The 9,536-nt window shown below is 67.6% G+C and carries 4 protein-coding genes and 2 pseudogenes; 5 read left to right on the top strand and 1 reads right to left on the bottom strand.

Annotated features, from left to right (window positions below; translation table 11 throughout):
* Window positions 1-687 precede the first annotated feature (687 nt).
* From ACVV2G_RS32795 to ACVV2G_RS32775, 5 genes and pseudogenes are all read left to right on the top strand, one after another.
* Window positions 688-954 (top strand): rhodanese-like domain-containing protein, encoded by a 267-nt coding sequence (locus tag ACVV2G_RS32795; protein ID WP_453846424.1) that lies wholly within the window; start codon window positions 688-690, stop codon window positions 952-954.
* Window positions 955-1,636: 682 nt separating this feature from the next.
* Window positions 1,637-6,372 (top strand): annotated as a pseudogene (locus tag ACVV2G_RS32790) (DUF6531 domain-containing protein); the annotation flags it as partial.
* Window positions 6,361-6,789: a putative adhesin gene (locus ACVV2G_RS32785; RefSeq protein ID WP_453846423.1), complete on the top strand. Its 429-nt coding sequence runs from the start codon at window positions 6,361-6,363 to the stop codon at window positions 6,787-6,789. The pseudogene ACVV2G_RS32790 and the gene ACVV2G_RS32785, both read left to right, overlap by 12 nt.
* A 10-nt stretch (window positions 6,790-6,799) precedes the next feature.
* Window positions 6,800-7,219 (top strand): DUF7919 family protein, encoded by a 420-nt coding sequence (locus ACVV2G_RS32780; RefSeq protein ID WP_453846422.1) that lies wholly within the window; start codon window positions 6,800-6,802, stop codon window positions 7,217-7,219.
* Window positions 7,220-7,589: 370 nt separating this feature from the next.
* Window positions 7,590-7,970, top strand: coding sequence for a hypothetical protein (locus ACVV2G_RS32775; protein WP_453846421.1), 381 nt, complete (start codon window positions 7,590-7,592; stop codon window positions 7,968-7,970).
* A gap of 348 nt (window positions 7,971-8,318) precedes the next feature.
* Here ACVV2G_RS32775 and ACVV2G_RS32770 read toward each other — a convergent pair.
* A pseudogene (locus ACVV2G_RS32770) lies at window positions 8,319-9,414 on the bottom strand (IS110 family RNA-guided transposase).
* Between the last annotated feature and the right edge of the window lie 122 nt (window positions 9,415-9,536).

Here is a 9,536-nt window from a genome sequence, read left to right as displayed (position 1 = left end):
GTCATGGTGGTTCGCCTCCCGCGTGGTGACGTGCTGGGTGGATGGCACCGGCCCGCTCGGGCGGTCTGAACCGTGATGGCGCCTGAAACTCGGCAAGGCCCCTATAGGGACACGCCCTGTGGCTCGGTGACAGCAAAAACCATCCCGCAACGGCAGTCGACACGCCTGTGACTGGACACGTCGGTCAAAGATCTCATGAGTCAGACCCCGTCCGGGACGGCACCGCGCCACCGTCCCACTGCTCCCGGCACAACGGCATGACCCGACCACAACCGGATGGCTTCGTCCGAACCGGCACTCAACCTGCCCCGGACGCACTGACAATGAGTTGACTTCTCGCCCACTCGTGACCGGCATTGACAGACAGCCTGTGACCCGCCTTACCGGCAATCCTTCATCGACCACGGAACGAACGGCCTCGAACTCTCGTTCGGTAAGCAGTCGGCCACACAAGTCCTGTAGCGGCTGCGCGAGATCCTCGCCGGCTTTACCTGGACGTCGTCCACGGCGATAAGCGGCAGGGCCCGCACGCTGGGGTCGTCACCTCTCGACGCGAGGGCGCGCGTCCGCTACCGACTGGCAAGCGATGACGTAGTCGCTCTGGTCGAGTTGCTCCAACAGGTGGCCCATGAACATCTTGGCGAGGCCAATCATGCCCGGGCCGTCTACCTGGGGTCGGCGGACACCATGCCACTCACCCGTCAGCAATTGCTCTACCGGATGAACAGCACGAACGTCTGCCTGATCGACGTACGCCCCGCAGAGGAGTACGCCGCCGGCCATATCCCCGGAGCCCGCTCTCTGCCACTGGACGAACTTGAACCGCGCCTGGACAAATTGCCCGAGAAGACGGACGTCGTCGCCTACGGCCGCAGCGCCAACTGCCTGCTCGCTCACGAAGCCGTCCGTCCACTCACCGCCCACTGTCTGCATCGCCGAGTTCGGAGCGGGTGACTGGCGGATCCGCCGGTGGGCCGACCGGCACAAGGGCGAACTCTGCTTCGCGGGGACACGCGCCCGGGCCGCCGCTGTACTCACCCTGCGGTTGGGGGACCCTCCAAGGGTAGGTGATCACGGTAGTACGTCGGGGTGACGGCTGTGAGCGCCCAGCGGGTCGGCAATCAATCCCTCAGGTGTGGCAGACAGGTGTATCGCCTGCCCGAGGCCGGAGAAAGATCCCGCTCAAGCAGCCCCTTCTTCCGTTTCCGGCCCGCTGCCTGCCCTTAACTCACCGTCGAGGGTCCGTTTACCCACACCGTCTCGCGCTCGGGATCACCTTCGCGCCGAATCGAGCGGCCAAGCGGAGTCCTTCGTCCACTCAGCCAGCAGACCCATGGCCAGGGCGAGGGGGGACCCCGTCGCGTTTCGGCCCCGATTCCCGCAGCACGTTAGTTCGAGGGTTCTCCTGATCATGCATCACCGCGACCTCTCTTCACTCCTGACCCACAGGTGATGCACTGTGCGCACACAAGCGCGAAGACTCGTCACGGCCTTTCTGACCCTGGCTCTACTGGTGATAGCGGGTGTCGTCCCCTCCTGGGCGTTGCCCCGGGACCGTCTGCCCTCCACAGCCACCGCGACCATCGCACAGGCGCAGGTCCGGACAGCTGCCGACCTGCCCAAGCCCCCCGAGGCCATGACGCTGGCCGAGCGGCGCAGGCAGGTCGACGAGGACCGGCACGAACGGTCGCCGATGCGCGAGTACATGAACGCGCCGGAGAAGAAGCCCAGGGACGAGCCCCACAGCCGGCCGGACAAGAACCGCGTGGAGCGTGGGCCCGCCGCCGAGTCGAAGGTGGCTCTGCAGCCCCTCGCCGCGGCGGCCGAGAACCCGACGTGGGTGTCGTCCTGGGCCACCGCGTACCCGGGCATGTTGTCGATCGGCGGGCAGGTGAAGCTGCCCAAGCGGGGGGATTCGTATACCGGGATGTGGCTGTACGTCCTGGATGAGGGCGGCTACCCCGTCGTGCAGCAGGAGATCAAGAAGTCCACGGACGACCCCAGCAGTGACACCCCGGACACCGGGGCCTGGTGTTACGACTGGTGGGCGAGCAACTCCTATCCCACGGACCAGTGTTTCTGGTGGGCCGGCAGCGCGCTGGGCGGAATCCTCGAGGACGGCAAGGAGTACTACGCTTGGGTCTTCCTCAACAGCGCCGACGGGACGTCGAGTCCGGGCGGCACCACCTCGCCGCTGGTGGAGGCGTTCTACACTCCGGTGATCCCCGGTGCGCAGGCGGGAATCTGTACCTGCTACGCACAGGCGCACCGAGCAGACCCGGTCAACACGGCCACCGGCATGTTCTTCGAACAGCTCACCGACGCCTCCCTGGTGAGCCCCGGTGTGCCTTTGGCCCTGGAGCGCACCTACCGCTCCGACTCGAGTGCCGTCGGTCTGTTGGGGCGCGGCTGGGCGACGCCGTTCGATGCCAAGCTGACCGTGGCGACGGGGAAGGTGACCTACCGGACGGACGACGGAGCGTCGTTCGTCTTCACCCAGAACAGTGACGGCACGTACGCCGCCCCGGCCGGGTCGGCGGCCAAGCTGGTCAAGGGCGCGAGCGCCTACACGATCACCACGCCGGACCACACCAAGCGGACGTTCAACAGCAGCGGCCAGCTCACCTCCGTGGTCGACAGAGCCGGCAAGGGACTGACCCTGACGTACGCGTCCGGCAAGCTCGCCTCCGTCAAGGACGCCGCCGGCCGCACCACCACGTTCACACCCGGTGCCGACGGGCTGCTGTCCGAAGTGGGCCTGCCGGACGGCACGTCGGTGTCGTACGGCTACACCGGCGGTCTGCTGACGTCGGTGACCGACCCGGCCGGCCGGACGTCGTCGTACGCCTACGACGCGAACAAGCGACTGTCCTCCTACACGGACCCGGCGGGCGGCGAGGTCACCAACGTCTACGACACCGCGGGCCGTATCAAGTCCCAGACGGATCAGAACGGCAAGACCACGACGTTCACCTGGGACGGCAAGAGCGAGTCGCACACCACAGCGCCCGACGGCGGCGTGTGGACCGACGTGTACGCCGGCAACGTCCTGATGGAGACCATCGACCCGTACGGCAAGAGCATCGCCTACGACTACGACCGCCATCTGCGGCCCGTCGCCATCACCGACCAGCGCGGCAACACCACGGAGATGACGTACGACAGCGCCGGGCGGATGCTCACCCGTAGCGCCCCGTCCGCGCTTGGTTACGTGGAGAGCTGGACCTACGACGGTGCGGGCAACATCACCAGTCACACCGACGGCCGCAAGAACAAGACGACGTACACCTACAACACGTCGAACCAGCTGACGTCCACCACGGACCCGCTGGACGGCAAGACCGCCTACACGTACACCCCGCTCGGTTCGCTGGAGACCGTGACAACGCCGCGCGGCAAGGTCACCACATACGGCTACGACACGGCCGGCAACCGGACCTCGGTCACCACGCCGCTGGGTGAGAAGACACGTTCACCTACGACAAGGCCGGCCGGATCCTGACGAAGACGGACCCGCGCGGCAACGCCACCGACGCCGACCCGGCCGACCACACCACGACATACGCCTACGACGGCCGCGGCCTGCTCAGCTCGGCCACCGACCCGCTGGGCCGCACCACGACCTACCAGTACAACGGGGCCGAGCAGCTGACGTCGGCCAGGAATCCGGCGGGCGACACCACCACGTTCGTCTACGACGACGCCGGGCACCTGACCCGGACCACCGACCCGTCCGGCAACTTCGTCACCCGCACCTATGACGCGAGCGGACGCCTGTCCTCCCAGACCGACGCGACCGGCGGCAAGACCACCTACACCTACGACAAGGTGGGCCGCCTGCTGAGCAGCGTCTCGCCGCGCGGCAACGTCACCGGCGCCGACCCGGCCGCCCACACCACGAGTTACACCTACGACGCGGCCGGCAACACCATCGAGGTCACCGGCCCGACCGGCGCGTCCACCACCACGACCTACGACGCGATCAACCGGCCCCTCACGGTCACCGACCCGCTGGACCACACCACCAGCTACACCTACGACGCCAACGACAACGTCACCAAGATCACCGACGCCGCAGGCGAGACGGTCACCTCCGTCTACGACAAGAACAACCGGCTGACCAGCAGCACCAATCAGCTGGGCAAGACCACCACCAACGCCTACGACGCCGACGGCAACCTGCTCAGCCGCACCTCCCCGCTCGGCCACAAGGAGAGCTGGACCTACGACGCCGACGGCCGCCAAGCCACCGCGGTCGATCCGCGCGGCAACGCCACCGGCGCAGACCCGGCCCAGTACACGACCACCTACGGCTACGCCCCGGCCGGCAACCCCACCACGGTCACCGACCCGCTCGGCGGCGTGACCACCACCGCCTATGACGCCGTGAACAACGTCGTCAAGCAGACGGACGCCGACAAGCGCGCCACCGCCTACGGCTACGACAAGCTGGACCGGCTGACCGAAGTCACCGCTCCGGGCGGTGCAGTCACCACGTACGGCTACGACACAGTGGGCAACGTCACCGAGCGTACCGACGCCAACGGGCACGTCACCACGTACGGCTACGACGCGGCCCGCCGCCTCACCTCGGTCACCGACCCGCTGAAGCGGGAGACCACCTACGCCTACGACGCCGCCGGCAACCTCACCAAAAAGACCACGCCCCGCGGATCCACCGGCTACATCTACAACCCGCGCGGCCTGCTCACCAAGGTCGACCACTCCGACTCCACCCCCGACGCGACGTTCGGCTACGACAACGCCGGACAGCTGACCGCCCGCGCCAATTCGAAGATCTCCGAGGACTTCGTCTACGACGCGGTCGGCAACCTCACCAAGACCCGCGGCTTCGCCTACACCTACGACGCCGCCGGGCAGATGCTCACCCGCAAGTACTCCGACGGCAACACGATCACGTACACGTACGACAACGACGGCCGCACCGCCACGATGCTGGCCGACGGCAAGACCACCACGTACACCTGGAACCCGGCCGGCAACCTCACCAAGTCCGCGCTGCCCAACACCGAGACCGAGGACCGCGCCTACGACCGGGCCGGCCGCCTCACCGCCGTCACCTCCGCCAAGGCCGGCACCACGGTCACCAAGACCGCGCACACCCTCTCCCCCGCGGGCCTGCCCACCCACGTCGACATCACCCGCGCCAACGTCGGCACGACCGGCTACGACCTCACCTACGACACCGCAGGCCGCCTCACCTCCGGCTGCTTCCCCCAGCCCTGGGTCGCCGGCTGCGCCGCGAGCCGTACCACGTCCTACACCTACGACAAGGTCGGCAACCGCCTGACCTCCACCCTCGGCACCACCTCCACCAGTTACACCTACGACGCGGCCGACCAGCTCACCTCCACCACCACTGGCACCACGACCACCGCCTACGACTACGACGCCGAAGGCAACCAGACCAAGAAGGGCGCCGACACCTACACCTACGACCTGGCCGGGCAGATCTCCGCCGCCACCGTCGCGGGCGCCGCCTACACCTACGACCACGACGCCAGCGGTAACCAGGTCGCCACCCTCAAGGACGGCGCGGTCACCCACCGCACCCAGTGGGACCCCAACGCCCCGCTGCCGATCCTGGCCACCGAATACGACAGCGCCTGGACCATCAAGCAGTCCTTCCGCTACGACCCCCTCGGCCAGCCCACCTCCGTCAAGACCGGCACAGGTGCGCTCTTCTACTACCACCACGACACCCAGGGCTCACCGGTCGACGTCACCAACAGCACCGGCACCCTCTACCAGCGCTGGGCCTACGACCCGTTCGGCACCCGGGTCCTGGGCACCACCACCGGCGGCGCCCCCGCAAGCCCTCCCTCCTACACCGGCGCCCGCTACGAAACCACCACAGGCAACCTCGACCTCCACGCCCGCCAGTACAACACCACCACCGGCCGCTTCACCCGACCCGACCCCGCCACCCGCGCCCAGACCACGCCGTACATATCGCCCTACGCCTACGCCGACAACGTCCCCACCCTCCTGACCGACCCCAGCGGACTGACCCCCGACGACCCCAACAACGACCGCGTCGACAGCCTCGGCGAAGCAGCGGGCATCTTCGGCGACGCCTTCGTCGACGTCTTCAAGTCCCCCTTCGTCTTCCTCGGAGACGCGTACGACGCATTCACCGGCCAGAACGGCGGCGCCGGCGCCTTCGTCGACAAGTACCTCCCCGTCCGCCCCGCCTACCGCCTCTACCGCGCCGAATACATGCTCCGCCAGCAGGGCTGCGACGCCCTCGCCGACCTGTACGCCGAAACCGCCGAAGAACTGACCGAGCAGATCGCCCTCGTAGGCATCGGCGGCCTCACCGGCTGGCGGCGGGCGGCCGTGGCGCCCGAGGTACGCGGGCACGACATCCCCACGCACGGCAAGGGTGTCGGCCCGGCCGCCGAACGACTCCCCGGTGGACGTCCTGACGGCCAAGCCGTGATCGCAGGTCACGGCTGGTACGTCCGTGGCACCGGCGACACGCAGATGCCAAGCGGCACCTGGGGCTACTTCTACGTGGAGGACGGCTTGGGTCTTCGCCAGTCCGTCGGACTCGCAGTCGAACAGGGAAAGAAGATCAAGCCCACAGAGATCGTCGGTCCCGGTAAGACACTTCCCGACTACACCGTGGCTCCGGGCCACGACCTCAGGATGATGAACGGCTCGATCACGGTGAGCAAGGACACGCTGCTCAGTGAGATCCTCAAACCCAACATGGGCCCGGTACACCTGGCGATCTGCCGGAAGCACTGCGACCCCCGTCGTTGAGGAGCGACGCATGACCTACTACCCCGACCTGACCCGTTACTCCTACGACGAGTCGGACCAGGAGATGCTCAACGTCGGCTGGCTGGCGCCGGAGCACGGCTACCGCACGGGAGTCGTGGATGAGCGCGTAGTGGACGCGTTGAAGGTCCTCAGCGCCGCCTACGACAACCAGATGCGCGGCGTCCACCACTGTGAGTTCTGTGGCATCGACCGTCCCGTCGTCCTCGGCGGCCCCGCCGGGGACACCGAGGTGTGGCTCGGATCGGCGGAGATTCGGGTGCAGGGAGCCGACGGCACGCGCTACGCGGCGCCGAACCTGGTGATCCACTACATGACGGCGCACCATTACTGCCCGCCCGAGGAGTTCTGCCGCGCGGCAGCACGGACGGCAGGGATCGAAACGGCTGGAGAACTGACCCTGGCCGATTGATCCGCGTCGGATCGTGGCCTCCGACACCTACGGAAAGGCCACGATCCGACGGCGGTCCCATCCAGCTGGTGACCTGCCACGGCACATGCAAGGCCGCGGACGAACTTTCCGACGCTCTCGGTGGCGTGGAAGTGAAGGACGCGAGCGGCCATCAAGCAGACCTCGATCCACGGACCGACAAGGTCCGTGAATGGCCCGAGGGCAGCCTGGGCGACCCGAAGTGAACGGGCCCGGAACAGCCCGACAGCAGCCCGGCGGGGGCGCCCGGAACCGCGTTCCGGGCGCCCCCGCGTGCGCTGACGTGACCACATCCACCGCCGCCAACAGTCCGGCCAGGAGGACATCGCATGCGTCAAGCCACCCCCTCGGCTTGTTCGGCAGCATCTCCGGCCAGTCCCACTTCAGCCGCAACGCAGAGGAGATCAAGGCACTCTCCGGTCACATGCCCCTCCACGAACGCCCACGTGTAGCAGAATATCTGAGAGCGGCACCCGTGATCATCGCTCTCATGGGACTCACTGAAGATGTCGTGGATCAGAAGTTCTCGGTCATGGGCGGATCCGCCCTTCACAGTGACGGCGCCTATTACTGGCGGCGCGACACAGCCGAGTACGTGGAAACCTACGGCACGCGCCTTCCTTCCGCGTTCATGGAACACGGCGCGAGAACTGATTGGCAGGCACCCTCCCTCACAGACGAAGAAATCATGGATATCGACGACTTTTTCATGTCTCTTCGCACACAGGGCTGAGCAGCCGAATTACCCGATCCTGGATCAGAAAGGCAGCGGTCAGAAACCACCTCGGCCGAAGATCGCCACTTCCCGCCCCCACATGACCGGCTGCGTCGGAGGAGCAAGCACCTCTCACACGGACGAGTGGGCAAGGTGTGATCACAAATCAAGCACCCGAGAGAGTCACAGGCGCACGGACCGAACGAGGCACCGATCGCATCGTGCACGCCAGCACGTTCGATCTCCCGGCGAAGCCGCACCGGAGTGCTCCGGTGCGGCTTCGCCGTCTCACGGATCCGCTCAGAGTTCCCGCCATGACGGACCTCGGTGGGGCCTCGCCGTATCACCCGCGTATCACAGACGCCCCTATAACGCGGGGGCAAGGGAGACCGGTCTGACCAGGTTGAAGACCTCGCGGGCGGCATACCGCTTGAGGCATCGGATGATCTCGCGTCGGGTCTTGCCCTCCTGGGTGCGGCGTTCGTAGTACGCCCGGGTGCGCGGGTCGTGGCGCAGGCGGGTGAAGACGATGCGGTGCAGGGCGGCGTTGGCCTGCCGGTCGCCGCCGTGGTTGAGCCGGCGCGTGCTCCGCTGGCCGGAGGAGTACTCGATGGGGCTGACTCCGCAAAGGGCAGCAAAGGACGCCTCGGTGTCGAGCCGCTCAGGGTTGTCCCCCATGGTGATCAGCAGGGTGACGGCGCTGTCCGGACCGATGCCCACCGGTACGAGCAGCTGTGGGGCGTGGCGTTCGACGAGCCGGGTCAGTCGTTGGTTCAGCTCATCGATCTGCTCGGTGAGCTGCTCGATGCGTTCGGCGAGCAGGTAATGTCATGTGGGTGGCTTGGGCCACCGCGTCCTCGTCTCCCCCACCGTCGGGTGGGCCGAGGCGCGCACAGGTGCGGAACAGCTCGGCGTTGCCGAGGCTCGACATGCGTTCCCGCAGGGCGGGGCCGGCGATGACCAGGACGGCCTTGAGCTGGTTGATCGCCTGGGTGCGGGCCTTGACCGCGGAGTCCTTGGCGAGTTTGTAGATCCGGGCGCTGTGCACCGGACCGTCGCCGGATTTCGCCCGGGCTCGGGCGCGACCACTGAGCACGGCTCGCGCTGCGGCCTGGGCGTCGAGCGGGTCCGACTTGCCGAGCAGCCGGCGGGCCAAGCGGTCGGACCGGTTCACTTCGAACACCTGAATCCGCTGGGTCACCAGGTAGCGGGACAGGCCCGCGCCGAAGGTGCCGGTGCCCTCCACGCCGGCCCGGCGCACCGTCCCCCGCTTGCGGGCCCAGACAAGCAGTTGTCGGTAGCCGGCCACCGTGGCCGGAAAGGACTCGGTTCCCAGGACCTTCCCGAGCGGGGAGACCGCGGCGGCAACATGCACCTCGCCGTGCGTGTCCACGCCCAGCACGACCTCGCCCCGAACCGGCGGATCCGTACTGGAGGAGGTGCTGCGCTCTCTGGTCGTCATGGTGGTTCGCCTCCCGCGTGGTGACGTGCTGGGTGGATGGCACCGGCCCGCTCGGGCGGTCTGAACCGTGATGGCGCCTGAAACTCGGCAAGGCCCCTATAGGGACACGCCCTGTGGCTCGG

It is taken from the genome of Streptomyces sp. JK94 (assembly GCF_053613315.1).
The sequence above is the reverse complement of the archived record's forward strand: the minus strand, read 5'-3'. Positions and strand labels throughout refer to the sequence as shown.